The organism is Anaerosporobacter sp. (assembly GCF_031551385.1).
Classification (GTDB): domain Bacteria; phylum Bacillota; class Clostridia; order Lachnospirales; family Lachnospiraceae; genus Anaerosporobacter.
On sequence record NZ_JAVBNS010000020.1, the window covers coordinates 1 to 15461 of the forward strand.

At 37.1% G+C, this 15461-nt stretch carries 15 protein-coding genes; 12 read left to right on the forward strand and 3 right to left on the reverse strand.

The genetic code is table 11. The features are described from left to right. The first annotated feature begins 53 nt into the window (after positions 1–53). On the forward strand, positions 54–221 hold the full coding sequence (locus tag RMR19_RS03165) for a hypothetical protein (RefSeq protein ID WP_310602043.1): 168 nt from the start codon (positions 54–56) through the stop codon (positions 219–221). A gap of 6 nt (positions 222–227) precedes the next feature. Here the strand turns inward: RMR19_RS03165 and RMR19_RS03170 are convergent, their stop codons facing one another. Beyond that, positions 228–1145, reverse strand: coding sequence for a LysR family transcriptional regulator (locus RMR19_RS03170; RefSeq protein ID WP_310602044.1), 918 nt, complete (start codon positions 1143–1145; stop codon positions 228–230). A gap of 312 nt (positions 1146–1457) precedes the next feature. Between RMR19_RS03170 and modA the strand changes: the two genes are divergently transcribed. The 10 genes from modA (at position 1458) to RMR19_RS03220 (ending at position 12232) form a co-directional block, all read left to right on the forward strand. Continuing rightward, positions 1458–2333 (forward strand): molybdate ABC transporter substrate-binding protein, encoded by an 876-nt coding sequence (gene modA, locus RMR19_RS03175; protein ID WP_310602045.1) that lies wholly within the window; start codon positions 1458–1460, stop codon positions 2331–2333. 70 nt (positions 2334–2403) lie between these two features. Then, a complete protein-coding gene (gene modB, locus RMR19_RS03180) occupies positions 2404–3099 on the forward strand; it encodes a molybdate ABC transporter permease subunit (protein ID WP_310602046.1) in 696 nt (231 codons plus the stop codon). 38 nt (positions 3100–3137) lie between these two features. Further along, positions 3138–4184: a sulfate/molybdate ABC transporter ATP-binding protein gene (locus RMR19_RS03185; RefSeq protein WP_310602047.1), complete on the forward strand. Its 1047-nt coding sequence runs from the start codon at positions 3138–3140 to the stop codon at positions 4182–4184. Then, the gene (locus RMR19_RS03190; RefSeq protein WP_310602048.1) at positions 4184–4333 is read left to right on the forward strand and encodes a hypothetical protein; all 150 of its coding nucleotides are present in this window, start codon (positions 4184–4186) and stop codon (positions 4331–4333) included. Before RMR19_RS03185 ends, RMR19_RS03190 begins: the two co-directional genes overlap by 1 nt. A 126-nt stretch (positions 4334–4459) precedes the next feature. Beyond that, complete coding sequence (locus RMR19_RS03195) at positions 4460–5617, forward strand: iron-containing alcohol dehydrogenase (protein ID WP_310602049.1); 1158 nt, start codon at positions 4460–4462, stop codon at positions 5615–5617. Positions 5618–5834: 217 nt separating this feature from the next. Further along, entirely contained in the window at positions 5835–6935 is a 1101-nt protein-coding gene (locus RMR19_RS03200; RefSeq protein WP_310602050.1) for a glycerol dehydrogenase, read from the forward strand. Positions 6936–7060: 125 nt separating this feature from the next. Beyond that, positions 7061–7717 carry a class I SAM-dependent methyltransferase gene (locus tag RMR19_RS03205; RefSeq protein ID WP_310602051.1) on the forward strand — a complete coding sequence of 219 codons (657 nt, stop codon included), beginning with the start codon at positions 7061–7063 and terminating at the stop codon, positions 7715–7717. 186 nt (positions 7718–7903) lie between these two features. Continuing rightward, positions 7904–9262: a Trk system potassium transporter TrkA gene (trkA, locus tag RMR19_RS03210; RefSeq protein ID WP_310602052.1), complete on the forward strand. Its 1359-nt coding sequence runs from the start codon at positions 7904–7906 to the stop codon at positions 9260–9262. A 5-nt stretch (positions 9263–9267) separates the two neighbouring features. Next, entirely contained in the window at positions 9268–10728 is a 1461-nt protein-coding gene (locus tag RMR19_RS03215) for a TrkH family potassium uptake protein (protein WP_310602053.1), read from the forward strand. A gap of 145 nt (positions 10729–10873) precedes the next feature. Beyond that, positions 10874–12232: an MATE family efflux transporter gene (locus RMR19_RS03220; protein WP_310602054.1), complete on the forward strand. Its 1359-nt coding sequence runs from the start codon at positions 10874–10876 to the stop codon at positions 12230–12232. Positions 12233–12317: 85 nt separating this feature from the next. Here the strand turns inward: RMR19_RS03220 and RMR19_RS03225 are convergent, their stop codons facing one another. Beyond that, complete coding sequence (locus RMR19_RS03225; protein ID WP_310602055.1) at positions 12318–13277, reverse strand: alpha/beta hydrolase; 960 nt, start codon at positions 13275–13277, stop codon at positions 12318–12320. Positions 13278–13376: 99 nt separating this feature from the next. Then, positions 13377–13976, reverse strand: coding sequence for a hypothetical protein (locus RMR19_RS03230; RefSeq protein WP_310602056.1), 600 nt, complete (start codon positions 13974–13976; stop codon positions 13377–13379). A gap of 377 nt (positions 13977–14353) precedes the next feature. On the opposite strand from RMR19_RS03230, the gene RMR19_RS03235 reads away from it, so the two are divergent. Next, the coding region (locus RMR19_RS03235) for a rhodanese-like domain-containing protein (RefSeq protein ID WP_310602057.1) at positions 14354–15461 on the forward strand (1108 nt) is incomplete at its 3' end.

Here is a 15461-nt window from a genome sequence, read left to right on the forward strand (position 1 = left end):
ATCCAGGCATATGAATAGCATACACTAGCAACACATTAATTAAGGTGGTAGATATGAGGGAATCGGGAATTATGGATTCCGCTATTGTAATAAAGATGGCTCTGGAGCAGGCAGTAAGTGTTGTTTATGAGTGGTTAGGAAGCGCCGTTTTAATGGTAAGTACAGCACCGGACAGGGAGGATAGGGAGCTTATGAAACAAGGCGTACCAATCATGTGGTAAAGGATATTAGGAGCAAAGGGCGGCTTGGGAGTCAGGTTTTTTAGTGATATATTCTTGACAAGACGTGATGAAATTTTGAAGAATGGGCGTGAGGCATTTACTTTTGTGATACATGATAACGAGATTTCTTGATAAATTTATATTCTTAATAGGGAGTTCTATTAGTTCTCCCTGTGCAAGTTGTTCTTTAACTGCCTCGTAGGGGAGTATTGCAATGCCAGCATTTTTTTTGCATTCATTTATCAATGCGGTTACGCTGATACTTTCCCAAGCAGGAACAAAGGGATAGCCATTCGTAATCATAATATGTTCAAACAATTCTCTTGCACCAACGCCTTTCTCGCGTGTAAGAAAGCGTTCATCGGCAATAGCAGATAGATGTACCATACCATGTCCAGCCAGTTTATGATTTGGAGATATAACAGTCACGATGCGGTCTTTGCAAAACGGTTGCTGTATCATATCGTGGTCAGCTACGGCAAAAGATTCCTCAACCAATGCGAGGTCAAGTTCGTTGCTGCGCAGCAGTTCTTTTATAACGGAAGTTTTGTTAATTGTCACGTGAAGTTCTGTTTTTGGGTAGTCTTTGTAAAATGCATTGCTGATATCGCTTAGCATATGTATTCCCATCGTATAATTTCCACCTATCCGTAGTCGCTCAACAATATGTTCAGACTGCAATGCTGTTATAGATTCTTCATATAGGGTAAGAATCTTGTTCGCATATTCGTATAGACAGTGTCCAGCCTCTGTTATGTAGAGTTTTTGTGACAAGCGTTCAAAAAGTTTCTTTTCATAAAAAAGTTCCAATTCTTTAATAGCTTGACTAACAGAGGGCTGTGTCATATAGAGTTTCTTTGCAGCCAGGGTCATGTTGTGTGTTCTATAAACTTCAATAAATATTGTTAAATGTCGCAATGTCATAGAATTCCCCCTTTTTGTTATCTAATTATAGAGTGATTCAAAATGAAAGTCAATTTACTAATATTAGTTCTTTGTATCGGATTTATTTAGAAAATAATGTTTGTGTTGAAAAGAAAGAGAAAAAGCAGAAAGTAAATAGTTGCTATAGATAAATGTCGTAGTTGCTTTTATTTCCTATTGTTTTTTACGATTAGACGAAAACATTGTTTGATGGTAGGATTGCTAAATAGAATCGATTAATTAGTTAGATATTGTTGTTAGGGAGCTGAAATGTTGATTTTATAGTTTAGAAGAAAGGCGAGGATGATGATTATGAAAATTATGAAAAAAAGAAGAATTTGTTTTGTATTCCTATTGATACTGATTGTTTCTGCCATATCAGGTTGTGCGACAAAGAAAGAGGACAAAGTTGATGTGAAGGAAGAAAAAGCAACAGAAATTCAAGTTTTTATTGCAGCAAGTCTAAGCAATGCAATGGAGGAAATTAAAGCGTTGTATGCAAAAAAAGAGCCGAATGTTACGATTACATATAATGCAGATAGTTCAGGGACACTTCTTACACAGGTACAGGAGGGGTACGAATGTGATATCTTCTTCTCAGCAGCACCAAAGCAAATGAATACGTTGGAGAGTGGAGGGTATCTAGTGGAGGGAACGAGAAAGAACGTGCTTAATAATCAAGTTGTTTTGATTACATCAAAAGGAAGTAAAACGCAGGTGACAGGTTTTGATACGATGCACCTTGCGAAAAGTATGGCACTTGCAGGTGGTAGTGTACCAGTTGGAAAATATGCCAGAACAATTCTTGTGAATCTAGGTTATCTTGATATGATAGAAGATTCTGCCGTTTATACAGCAGAAGAAGTGTCTCGTGTTCTTGGAGGACTGGAGATAAATGAGTGTGGAAATGTTAGTAAGGTGACAGAAGCAGTAAAAGAAGCGGCCAATGAAATTGGAATCGTATATTATTCGGATGCCTACGCGGTAAAAGACGATGTGGATATTATTGCTTATGCAGACAAAGAATTGACGGGAGATATTATTTATCCGGTGGCACAGGTTGCGAATACGGAGGCAGATGTATCGCAAACGCAGGCAGCAAGTGATTTTTTGGAATTTTTAGATTCTGAGGAGGCAAAAGCTATTTTTGAAAAATATATGTTTCTGATTTATAAGGAAGATAAGTAGACGACGGTGTCGATTTGATAGGAAGAATTCAAATTGGTGTCGTCGTTTTGCATTGGGAAGGGGGAGTACTATGCTAGAAGTCTTAAAAGAACTGGATTATAGTCCTTTATTAATATCATTAAAAACAGGTATCGTTGCGACGATTGTTTCTTTCTTTGTTGGAATTTGGTTGGCGAATCGGATTGCAAGAATGAGTAATAGAAAAAAGGCTGTGGCAGATGGTATTCTTACCTTACCCATGGTTTTGCCACCAACAGTAGCAGGTTTCTTTCTCTTGCTTGTATTTAGCCGAAGAAGGGCGTTTGGGACATTCTTATATGATACATGTTCTATCAAAATTGTTCAAACTTGGGCGGGCTGTGTTATTGCGGCTACCGTTATTGCCCTACCACTTATGTATCGGAATGCAAGAGCTGCATTTGAGCAGGTTGACTTTAATTTAATCTGTGCGGCGAGGACACTGGGAATGTCAGAGCGAAGGATATTTTGGAAGGTAATCATTCCGACAGCAGCACCTGGAGTTGCATCTGGAACGATTCTTACATTTGCAAGGGCACTAGGGGAGTATGGGGCAACATCCATGCTTGCAGGGAATATTGCAGGAAAGACAGGAACAATATCGCAAAAGATTGCAATGGTGATACAGGATGGGAATTATCAAGTGGCAGGGATATGGGTTGCAATTATTATGGGGATTTCCTTTGGAATTGTGGTGTTGATTAATTTGGTTACTGGAAAACGGATGAAGCATGTTACTAGGAACTAAAGTGAAGTTTGAAGGCTATTGGAAGGAGGAATATTCATATGAAGATTCAGATAGATATACAAAAAGAGTTTAATGGCTTCCAATTACATTCCAAATTCACTGGAGAGAGCGATAGAATCGGCATTTTGGGAGCGTCTGGTTGTGGAAAAAGTATGACGTTAAAAGCGATTGCAGGAATTATTACACCGGATCAAGGGAAGATTATTGTGAATGAACAAATCTATTTTGATTCGAATCGTAAGATTAATATTCCTCCACAAAAGAGAAAGGTGGGATATTTGTTTCAAAATTATGCATTGTTTCCAACGATGACAGTAGAGAAGAATATTGCAACAGGATTACAAGGAAAAAGAACGGATGATAGGAAAAAGAGAGTAAGTCTTATGATAGAACGCTTTGCTCTGAACGGCTTAGAAAAAAGATATCCAGCCCAGTTATCGGGAGGGCAACAACAAAGAGTTGCACTTGCAAGAATTATGGCATATGAACCAGATGTAATTATGCTTGATGAACCATTTTCTGCACTGGATAGTTTTCTAAAAGATAGTCTCAAGATGGAGATGAAACATCTTTTAGATGAATATAGGGGTGGTATGTTGATGGTTTCCCATAGCAGAGATGAAATCTATGAGTTTAGCAAACAACTGCTTATTATGGATTGTGGTCATATAATCGAAACGGGAGATACAAGAGAGCTATTCCAAAAACCGTGTAGTGTTGAGACAGCAAGACTAACAGGTTGCAAGAATATAGAAAGAGTAAGACGGATTGATAAAAATTGTGTGTATGTAATGGATTGGGACATTACGTTGGAAACCTTAGTAGAGGTAAGTGAGGACATAACCCATATCGGGATTCGCTCCCATCATATAAAGTATTCGAAAAAGAAAGAGAAGAACGGATTCAGGTTTGAGGTGATTGCGCAGTCAGAGACACCGTTTGAATACAAATATATAGTGAAGAAATTAGGGAGTGATAAAGGACAACTATGGTGGCAAGTACCAAAAGATGGAGCGGAAGAAGTGGTTGGGAGAGAGAATGGTTTTCTATATATTCTGCCAGAGGATGTGATGTTACTTACTTGATGTATTGTGAGGAAGAATTAAGAGAAGAAGCGAATCTGTTAGAATGGCTTGACTTTAGTTATAATTTCTTTGATTGCAACTTGTTTGCTGGAGAAGGCAATATTGGACATATGATAGAACAAGTAAAACAATTTGGAAGTAAGAAGTAGAACATCATTTTATAAAACATTTATTTGTTATAAGCTTTATTATGAGATATAATACACCTTATAGAAGATTATGTTCTATTAAAAGGAAGCCAAATTATTGCTGGTGGGAATTATAGGAGGAATGATATGAATAACTTTAGATTTCATGCTCGTACAGATATTCGTTTTGGAAAAGACCAGATAACCAATTTACCAAAAGTATTAAAAAAATACGGTAAAAATGTTCTGTTGGTTTACGGTGGAGGAAGTATCAAAAAGATTGGTCTATATAGTCAGATTATTGATTTGTTAAAAGACTTTACTATAGTAGAAGTAGCAGGTGTTGAACCAAATCCGAAGATTACTTCGGTTCGTGAAGGTGCAAAATTATGCAAAGAGAAAAACATTGATGTTGTATTAGCAGTAGGTGGAGGAAGTTGTATTGATGCAGCAAAAGTTATGGCTGCTGGAGCATTTTATGATGGTGACCCATGGGATTTGGTTGTTGATAGTTCGAACATTGAAAAAGTACTTCCGATTGTTTCCGTACTTACATTAGCAGCAACAGGTTCAGAGATGAATAAAAATGCAGTAATCAGCAACATGGAAACAAGAGAAAAATTAGGAACAGGAAGCCAAAAGTTTATCCCAAGAGTATCATTCTTAGATCCAACATACTTGTACACACTTCCTAAGATGCAGACAGCAGCGGGAACAGCAGACATTATGTCACATGTGTATGAACAATATTTTCAAAAGAATGATGGAGCATATTTATCAGACGGCATTTGTGAAAGTATATTAAAGACTTGTATTAAATACTGTCCTGTAGCGTTAGAGAATGCAGAAGATTATGAGGCTAGATCGAATCTTATGTGGGCATCTACATTGGCTCTGAATGGTTTGGTTTGCGCAGGAAAGGGTGGAGCTTGGACTTGCCATCCGATTGAACATGAGTTAAGTGCATTCTATGATATTACGCATGGAGTGGGACTTGCAATTGTTACACCAAGTTGGATGCGATATATCCTAAGTGAAACGACACTTCATAGATTCTGTAATTATGCAAGAAATGTATGGAATATGCAAGGCGAAGATAGCATGGAACTTGCGAATAAGGGAATTGATGCAACAGAGAACTTCTTCAAAGAATGTGGAATTCCAATGAAACTTAGAGAAGTAGGAATTGAAGAAAGTGCGATTCATGATATGGCAGTTGCAACAACAGCACATAATGATATGCAAAGCTGTTATGTAAGTCTATCGACAGAAGATGTTGAGAATATAATAAAAGATTGTTTCTAGTAGGAAATGAGACAATGTTCTGATTTGTTATTTTAATAGAAAAATGTGGCTAGGATGTATAGCATTAATTTAGATGTTGTACATCCTAGCCATTTTTATATTTGGACGGCATTTGAAAAATAATTGCCAAAGGAAGTCTGACATATGGTATGATAAAAAAGAAAACGAACAAGCAATAAAAATAGATAATTCATTTTAGAAAGGAGTATACAATCATATGGCAAGAATGTTATTAAGTCCAAGCAAATATATGCAAGGTGCAAGAGAACTAGCCAATCTAGGTAGGTATACGACAGAGTATGGGAAAAAGGCGTTTATACTAACGACAGAGTTTGCATATAAAAGTGCGGGAAGTATGTTAGAAGAGGGATTTAAGAGAAGCAAGTGCGAATATATAGTGGAATGTTTTCAAGGCGAATGTAGCAGGAAGGAAATCAATCGTCTGAAAGAGGTGGCAAAGCAGGAAGCTTGTGATGTAATAATTGGTTTAGGAGGCGGAAAGATACTTGATATAGCGAAAGCTGTGGCCTACTATGCAAACACACCGGTTATCATATGTCCGACAAGTGCCTCAACAGATGCGCCATGCAGTGCGATTTCGGTATTATATTCTGACGAAGGAATCATGGAGCAGTATTTATATCTGCCATCGAATCCAAATTTAGTGCTTGTGGATACAGAAATTATTGCAAATGCACCAGTGCGTTTAACGGTATCAGGAATGGGAGATGCACTATCTACTTATATTGAAGCAAGGGCAGTGAAAGCAAAAGGGGCAAAAACAGCACTGGGTGGACAAGCTACCGAAGCAGCATTTGCCATCGCAAAATTATGTTTTGACACACTTATGGAGGAAGGAGTCAAAGCAAAACGAGCATTAGAAGCAGGAGAATGTACCGAAGCTGTAGAAAAGATAATTGAGGCAAATATATTATTAAGTGGAATTGGTTTTGAAAGTGTGGGTCTTGCGGGAGCACATGCTGTGCAGAATGGATTGAATATATTGGAGGAATGTCGTCATATGTATCATGGAGAGAAGGTGGCATTTGGAACAATTGTACAACTTGTGCTTGAAGATGCACCAGTGAAAGAACGGGATAGAGTAATCGACTTTTGCATTGCGGTTGGTCTTCCTGTTACGTTAGAGGAACTAGGTATTATAGAAGGAACAGAGGAAATTGCGATGCAAGTTGCACAGGCAGCATGTGCAGAGGGAAGCACGATGAATAATATGGCAGTTGAAGTTACGGTAGAGAGTGTGTGTGCAGCAATACTCGCAGCAAGCCAATTCGGCAAGCAGAAGTTAAAAAAAGCATAGGTAAAAAAAGAATACGCTGAAATGACATAGATTGAAAAGAATAGATTAAAAAAGCACAGAACACATTGTACGAATAGAGAAAGGGAAGTATCACAAGCAGACCTTGTGATACTCGTGGGTGAAACATGATTCAAAAGGATTATTGGAATGATATTTCTTCAAATAAAGAGTTTACAACACCGTTTCAATCGAAAGAGTTTAAGAAATATGTAAGTGTAGAAAATAGGATTCTTGATGTTGGTTGTGGATATGGACGTACATTGAATGAGTTATACGAACAAGGTTATCGAAATCTAGCTGGTATTGATTTTGCAGAGGGAATGATTGTGCGTGGTAATGAGCTGTATCCCTATCTGGATTTACAAGTGCAGACATCATCAAAGATTGACTTACCAGATCAGAGTGTTGATGCAGTGATTTTGTTTGCAGTGTTAACGTGCATCAGTAATAGTAAAGACCAACAGAATCTAGTCAGTGAGATTTGTAGAGTGTTAAAACCGAATGGTATTTTGTATGTGAATGACTTTTTGTTAAATACAGATAGTCGTAATATAAAAAGATATGAGGATTATGTTAGGAAACATGTTGCTGATGAGGTACAAGCAAGAGAATATGGTGTGTTTGAGATACCAGAGGGTGGCGTTTTCAGGCATCATGATGAAAATTGGTTGAACAAGTTATTTGTTTCATTTGAGGAGCAAGAATATGGTAAACTAATATTTCCAACGATGAATGGTCATGAATCCAATGGATTTTATTATATAGGAAAAAAAACGCAGTAAAAGAAAAAAATAATGTTGCAATATGCCTATTGTAAATAAATAATATTTGTCTATAATATAAGAATGGTGCATGGAGCGAATATAATAAGAAAAATGGTAGAAAACTGTTATAGAAGCTTATTATGGTACGTGCATTTAATTTATATTGTAAATTATTACATATGGATGAAGTTTTTGGAGGGTAAAATGCAAATTATTATTGTTGGTTGTGGAAAAGTAGGGAGCACACTAGTAGAACAATTAAGTCAAGAAGGACATGATATCTCAGTAATTGATATAAATGAGGACGTTGTGAATGACATCTCATATAAATGCGATGCGATGGGATATGTCGGAAATGGTGCAAGTCATTTGACACAAGTGGAAGCAGGAATTGAGAAGGCGCATTTGCTTATCGCAGTTACGGGGTCAGATGAGTTGAACCTTCTTTGCTGTTTAATTGCACGTAAAGTAGGAAACTGTAAGACGATAGCAAGGGTTCGTAACCCTGTTTATAGTAAAGAGATAACATTTATTAAAGAAGAATTAGGATTATCTATGGTTATTAATCCAGAGCATGCAGCAGCGAGTGAAATTACAAGTGTTCTTCGTTTCCCTTCTGCAATTAATATTGATCGCTTTAATAAAGGACGTGTGGAATTACTTAGTTTTCGTGTTCCAGAAGGTTCGGTACTACATGATGTTAGAGTTAAGGAAATTGCAAGTCAGTTAAACTGTGATGTTTTGGTTTGCATGATTGAACGTGCAGAAGAAGTAATGATACCAAATGGTGATTTTATAATAAGAGAAAGAGATATTATATCGATTATTGCTCCACATAAAAGAGCGGTAGAGTTTTTTGTGAAAATAGGAGTTATCTCAAATCCTGTTAAGAATGCCATGTTAATTGGTGGAGGTGCACTATCGTATTATCTTGCTTGTCAATTAATTGATTACGGTATTGAGGTTAAGATTATCGAACAGGATTTAGAACGTTGTGAAGAGCTGACAGAATTATTACCACGTGCCATGATTATTCATGGAGACGGAACGAATCCGAATTTATTGATGGAAGAAGGACTGGAAGAAGTAGAGTCCTTTGCATCGTTGACTGGTATTGATGAAGAGAATGTAATGCTGTCTTTGTATGCATCAAGTAAAACAAATGGTAAAATTATAACGAAAGTAAACCGAATTTCTTTCGATGAAGTAATTAATAGTTTGGAGTTAGGCAGTGTTATCTATCCAAAATATATTACCGCAGAATGTATCGTACAATATGTAAGAGCAATGAACAATTCCATTGGTTGCAATGTGGAAACCTTGTACAGAATAAGAAGAAACAAGGCTGAAGCTTTGGAGTTCTATGTAAATGATGACTCAAGAATAATTGGTATTCCGTTAGAGGAATTAGAGCTTAAAGAGAATCTTTTGATTTGCTGTATTAATCGAAGTGGAAAGATTATTACGCCAAGAGGACAGGATTGCATTAATAAAGGTGACCATGTAATTGTTGTTACATCGAATGTAGGATATCAAGATTTAGAAGATATATTAAGGGGATAATACAGATGAATTTGCACTTTATTAGTTTTATAATAGGTTGGATTTTGAATTTTCAAGGAATATTTTTGCTAGTTCCAAGTTTAGTTGCCCTATATTATAGAGAGACTAGTGGATTTGCATTTGTTATAACAGCAGTAATTTGTCTTGTAACAGGATTTTTACTGACACGAAAAAAACCTGCTAACAAAGCATTCTATGCAAAGGAAGGGTTTATAAGTGTAGCAGCATGCTGGATTGCACTGAGTATCACAGGAGCTTTGCCATTCGTATTTAGTGGAGAGATTCCATCGATTGTCGATGCTTTGTTTGAAACGGTGTCGGGATTTACAACAACGGGAGCATCGATTTTGAATGATGTCGAAGCGATGTCGAAGTGTTGTATCTTTTGGAGAAGCTTTACACACTGGCTTGGTGGAATGGGAGTTTTAGTTTTTGTACTATGTGTACTTCCTTTAGCTGGTGGAGATAATATGCATATTATGAAGGCAGAGAGTCCAGGGCCAAGTGTGAATAAGTTAGTGCCTCGCGTTCGCGATACGGCAATGATTCTTTATGGAATCTATATTGTACTTACGATAATAGAAGGTATCCTTCTTTTGATTTTTGGAATGAGTGGATTTGATGCGATAACAACATCGTTGGCAACAGCTGGAACAGGTGGTTTTGGTATTAAGCATGATAGTATGGGAAGTTATAGTGTGGCGATACAAAATATTGTAGCCGTATTTATGATGATCTTTGGTGTGAATTTTTCAATCTACTTCCTTATTCTTGTACGGAAACCAAAGCAGATTCTAAAGAGTGATGAACTTCGTGCCTATCTAGGAATTGTTGTACTTGCTACAGTTGCGATTGGTATTAATAGTAGAGAATATTTTGCAAGTATTTGGTCTGCTTTTCAACAGGCATTCTTTCAAGTTACGTCGATTATGACAACGACAGGCTTTGCAACAACGGACTTTAATCTATGGCCATCGTTTTCGAAGACAATATTAGTTTTACTAATGTTCACAGGTGCTTGCGCTGGTAGTACAAGTGGTGGAATTAAAGTTTCAAGAATCGTAATTATGTTCAAGGATATCAAAAATGAGATTGCATCTTTTATCCACCCAAGAAGTGTGCAGACACTACGAATGGATGATAAGAAGGTAAGTAATGAGGTAGTTCGTACTGTTAAGACATTTTTTATGTTATATCTTGTGATTTTTGCAACATCACTCTTGTTGATATCGTTTGAGAACTTTAGTTTTGAAACAAACTTTACGGCAGTTTCCGCGACACTTAACAACGTTGGACCAGGACTTGATGGCGTTGGACCAATGGAGAGTTTTGCAAAATTTAATCCATTTTCTAAAATTATATTGATATTTGATATGCTTGCAGGAAGATTAGAACTATTTCCGATGTTAATCCTATTCTCACCAGGGATTTGGAGAGGAAGCAGAAAGAGAATATTTAGTAAGTAAAAAGAGTAGAGGATATGACAAAAGATATAGAATATACCGTATTGATTATTTTGTGTTATGGATTAAACTATATTACGAATGATAAATTTTAGATAACTTGAAGGACATAACCCGAAATAGTTATCGTTTTAGGAGGATTTCGAAGATGTCGAAAAGTGCAACACAAAATATGACGGTAGGATCTCCAATTAAGCTTATCGCGCGGTTTTTTGTACCGTTATTGTTTGGTATGCTGTTTCAACAGTTCTATAATATGATGGATACGATGATTGTTGGGCAGTTCTTAGGGGCGAAAGCACTAGCCTCTGTTGGAGGAACAGGGTCAATCAACTTCATGATTATTGGATTTTGTATGGGTGTATGCAATGGTTTTGCGATACCAGTGGCACAATCGTTTGGAGCACAAGACCATAAGTCTTTGCGTAAATATGTTGCAAATAGTGCATGGCTTGCGATTGCTTTTTCTGTAGTTACAACAATAATTGTATGTGTCTTGTGTCGTCAGATCCTTGTATGGATGGATACGCCAAGTGATATTATTGATGGTTCTTTTAGCTATATATTTGTTATATTTCTTGGGATTCCAGTAATATACTTGTACAATTTATTAGCAGGAATCCTTCGTTCGTTAGGTGATAGTAAAACACCATTATATTTTCTTGTAGTGTCTTCGTTGCTTAACATTGTACTTGACCTTATGGCAATTCTTATATTTCATATGGGAGTTGCTGGAGCAGCATGGGCAACTGTTATTTCGCAAGGAATATCAGGAGTTTTGTGTTTGGTATACATAGGAAAGAAATTTCCGATTTTGAAGATTTCAAAAGAAGAGTGGCGTCCAGATGCCAAGTATATGAAGCGATTATGTATGATGGGTATTCCGATGGGGCTTCAATACTCAATAACTGCAATTGGTAGCGTTATTCTACAAACGGCTGTAAACTCGTTGGGCTCTATAGCAGTAGCATCTATGACGGCTGGTAATAAGATTAGTATGATTTTTTGTTGCCCTTTTGATGCGATGGGTTCAACAATGGCAACTTATGCAGGACAGAATGTTGGTGCAGGTGAGTTAGATCGTGTTACAAAAGGAGTAAAAGCATGTAGTTTCATTGGTTTGGTGTATTCCATTGTTGCATGTATTATATTATTCTTGTTTGGAAAGAATTTTGTTTTACTGTTTATTAAAAAAGAAGAAGTCGAGATTATACGCAATGCAGCATTGTTATTAAAGTATCTCAGTCTATTTTATTTCCCTCTTGCCCTTGTTAATATTGTTCGATTTGCAATACAAGGTTTGGGATATAGTAAACTTGCTATCCTAGCAGGTGTTTGTGAGATGGTTGCACGTGCAATCGTTGGTTTTGTTTTTGTTCCAATGATTGGATTTTCGGCAGCATGTTGTGCAAGTCCAGTTGCATGGATCTTGGCAGATGCATTCTTAGTACCAGCATATTTCTTTGTAATAAAGAGTTTGAAGAAAAAAATAGCGTGTAGAGTATAATATTAATTAATCCAAGTGGTTGTCGTAAATTCGTGACAGTCACTTGGATTTTGTTGTATTGTATGGAGTGGAAACGTACTTAGGGTTAACTACACTCGTTTTTTCGATTTATCCATGAAGTAGAAGAGTCCATTGCGGCACGACAAGCATTTGTCTGATCGAGAGAATTTAACATAACGAAATCATGAATAATTGCTTGAAAACGAACCGCAGTAACCTCAACGCCTGCGGCACGTAGTTCTCTTGCATAAGCCTCACCTTCAGAACGCAGAACATCGGCTTCACCATTAAGAATCATGGCATCTGGAAGTCCATATAATTGTTCTTTGGTCGCCCGTAGTGGTGAGGCAGTAATTTGATTCCTATCTTCTTCAAGTGTAGTGTATTGATCCCAAAACCAAATCATACCATCGCGATACAGGTAGTAATCCTCAGCGAACATACAATAGGATTCTGTATCAAAGCAAGCATTTGTTACAGGATAATACATAAGTTGCTTATGGATTTTTGGACCATTATGATATTTGGCAAGTATCGTCATAACGGTTGCCATATTTCCTCCAACACTATCGCCCGCAACTGTTAGTGTGGAGTAATTGACTTGCAAACGTAATCTTTGAAAGATTTGAGGTAGATGGCAAAGTACTTGATAGCATTGTTCGATTGCTATAGGATATTTTGCTTCAGGAGACCTAGAATACTCTGGGAAAATTAGCACAGAATTTGTTCTAGAAGCCAGTTCAAGAACAAGCTTTTCATGCGTATGTAAACTTCCAAATACCCAACCAGCACCATGTATATAGAAGATAATATTAGGGATGCCAACAATATTTGTCGGTTGGATACAGAAAACATTAATAGTTCCTAACCTGCCTAGATTCATTCGAATCTTTGTGGTTTTGGCAGGACACTTATACACTGGAGTATCTTGTGCCTTTTCGAGCACCAAACGTCCCTCAGCAGGCGGAAGGGTAAAAATTAGTGGCGGTTTTGAACTTTCATCACATACTTTTTCAGCGGCAAGCTCTAATGGTACACATCGCATTGATACAAACCTCTTTGATTTTATCTAGTAGTAGTATATGAGAATGTGATTAAAATGTTAAATGTATTCTTTGCATTTCTTTTTTAGACTTCTTATTGTTTAAACTTCTTCTGTGCTTGCTTCTTCTGTAACGCTTGTAGCATCTTCACTATTAGTGTCTTCCATACCCATCATTGGAGGCGGAGGAGTCATGCCTCTATGTTTTGGCTTATCAGCAACCTTTGTCATTGTAACAGTTTCATTACCCTCAGAATCTGTAGTAGTGACCTTGAGATAAATAGCACCATTTTGGCCTACAACATATTCTTTAATTGTTTCACTTTCGCTAGATTCACTACTTCCAGATGTAGAAGAGCTACCTGTTGTAGTAGCAATTGTTTCTTCGTCATCAGCCTCAACAGTGCTTGTTTGAGTAGAAGATGAAGATAATTGATTTATTATATTGTCAAAGTCTTCTTGTGTAGGAGCATTTGGTTCTTCACCATTTGCCTGTTTGGCAGCTTTAATTAGTTCCATGATATTACCATAAGTTTCAGATGGGAGAACAGAAGAAGACTCGTTTAGACTACTGATATATGAGTCTCTATTAGAGTTTTCCGTTGTGCCTGTTGTTTGGTTTGAATTCTCAGTGTACGTTCTTTGTAATGTGCTTTGTGCTTCAATTGCACTCATGCGTTGTCTTAGTGCTTCTAGTGTCATAGTATGACCTCCTATTATTTGAGTACCTCCATGTAATAGTGGGAAAACCTCCTGTTTTCTCGTCGTATTATTGACCGTAAAACTAATTCGGTCGTACTCCCTATGCATACTCACAGCTATCGTTGTGTGGACGTTACTATCATCTGAATATGCGCCATATTATACAAGGATTAAGTATCCTTCATAAAGGTATATCGAAATAAAGAATATATTTTATTATAGCGTTCACAGAAACTACATACAAAGTTCACAGTTGGAGCGGGTTGTCGTTGCACGATGCATTTTTGATGCATAATTTTGCTATGTTATGTAGGAGCAAATATGTGGGATGATTGAAAGTGAAATGTGTGTTAGCTGTATGGGAGGATGAAACTGATATGAAGAAAAGAAAGTTGGTGTTTGTGGGAACACTGTTAGGGGCAATACTGTTGAGTGGATGTAGGGAGGCGGCATCAAGTGAATATAACTGGTTGGTGCAACAAGATAGTTTCTTGAAGCCCGTTTTAGAACAGATACTTCCTCAATATACAAAAATTAGTCCAGAGGAAGCGCAAAGCATGATATCGGATAACGTTATTATACTAGATGTACGTACACATGCAGAATATGAAGATGGCCATATTAAAAATGCGGTTTTGTTACCTTATTATGAAATTCAAGACAGGGCGAAAAGAACTCTGAAAGATAAAAACCAGACAATACTTGTATATAGTCAGACACCTGAAAGAAGCGAGCAGGAAGCAAAGAAGTTGGTGGATATGGGATATCGAAAGGTATATGATGTTGGTAGTATTGGGGAGTGGAAAGGCGAGATTGTTGGGAATTGGCTACATCCCTCTTACTATAATTATTTTGGAGGGGAATTGCCAGATGACATCGTAACGCCGATCGATATTACTACAACAATGAAAGTAAATGAGGAAATGCCAGAGTTTACCGTGCATATTACAGGAAATAATATTAAACGTTATACGGAGTCTGATGATGAAAGCATATGTTATGTTTGGTTTGATGCTAATTGTATAGAGAATATGTCGATAATAGATGATGAAGGGAATTTGGTGCAGAGTATTGGTGGTATGGATACAGAAAACAAATATTCGGAAGAGTATCTGTATGGTGTCTCCTTTGAGGATTGGAATTTTGATGGAAACCTAGATATCGGACTGTCAATTTGCCCAGGTGGTTCTTTACGTAATACACCGCATTACTATTGGCTGTGGGATGAGAAGTTGGGGCGATTCGTAGAGAATAAGGAATTGATGGATATGAGTGATATGGCTGGTATTTCGATTGATAAAGAAAATGAGAGTATTAGTTGCTTTATGCGATATGGAAGTGCAGGGAGTATGTCAATGACGTATAAATATATTGATGGCAGATATATATTAGTATATTCCAGTGAAATGTTGATAGAGTCAACAGGAGAGGGGAAAGAACCTTGGGTTACAACACGCATCATTACAAAAAAATTAATTGATGGTG